We start from the raw sequence: 399 nt of genomic DNA, 5'->3' as shown, positions 1-399 counted from the left end.
GACCATGGTGGTGTTCATATAGCTCGCCGGATGCAGCGCGTTGACGGTGACGCCGGTGCCTTTCAGCTGCTCCGCAAGGTCGACGGTGAACAGGATCTGCGCCAGCTTGCTCTGGCAATAGGCACGCACGCCGTCATAGGAGCGGGTCAGCATGACATCGCTGAAATCGATCGCCTGCTGCCCCGCAGAGGCGACATTGACGATGCGGGCCGGCGCACTCGCCTTCAGCAACGACAGAAGCTCCGATGTCAGCAGGAAACCGGCGAGGTAGTTGACCGCGAAGCGCAGTTCGCAGCCGTCGGCGCTGACCTGACGTTTGGCGCCTTGGCCTGCCGTGCCGATGCCGGCATTGTTGATGAGGATATCGAGCCGATCCGTGCGGGCGCGCACGGCTTCGGC

The 399-nt window shown here is 63.7% G+C and carries 1 protein-coding gene; it reads right to left on the bottom strand.

All coding sequences use genetic code 11. The features are described 5' to 3' along the window. Positions 1-399, bottom strand: a 399-nt coding sequence (locus EN906_RS37085; protein ID WP_127375909.1) for an SDR family NAD(P)-dependent oxidoreductase, incomplete at both ends; no start/stop codon positions are given.

It is taken from the genome of Mesorhizobium sp. M7A.F.Ca.CA.004.06.1.1 (assembly GCF_003999135.1).
GTDB lineage: Bacteria > Pseudomonadota > Alphaproteobacteria > Rhizobiales > Rhizobiaceae > Mesorhizobium.
This window is presented reverse-complemented; position numbering and strand designations above follow the sequence as displayed.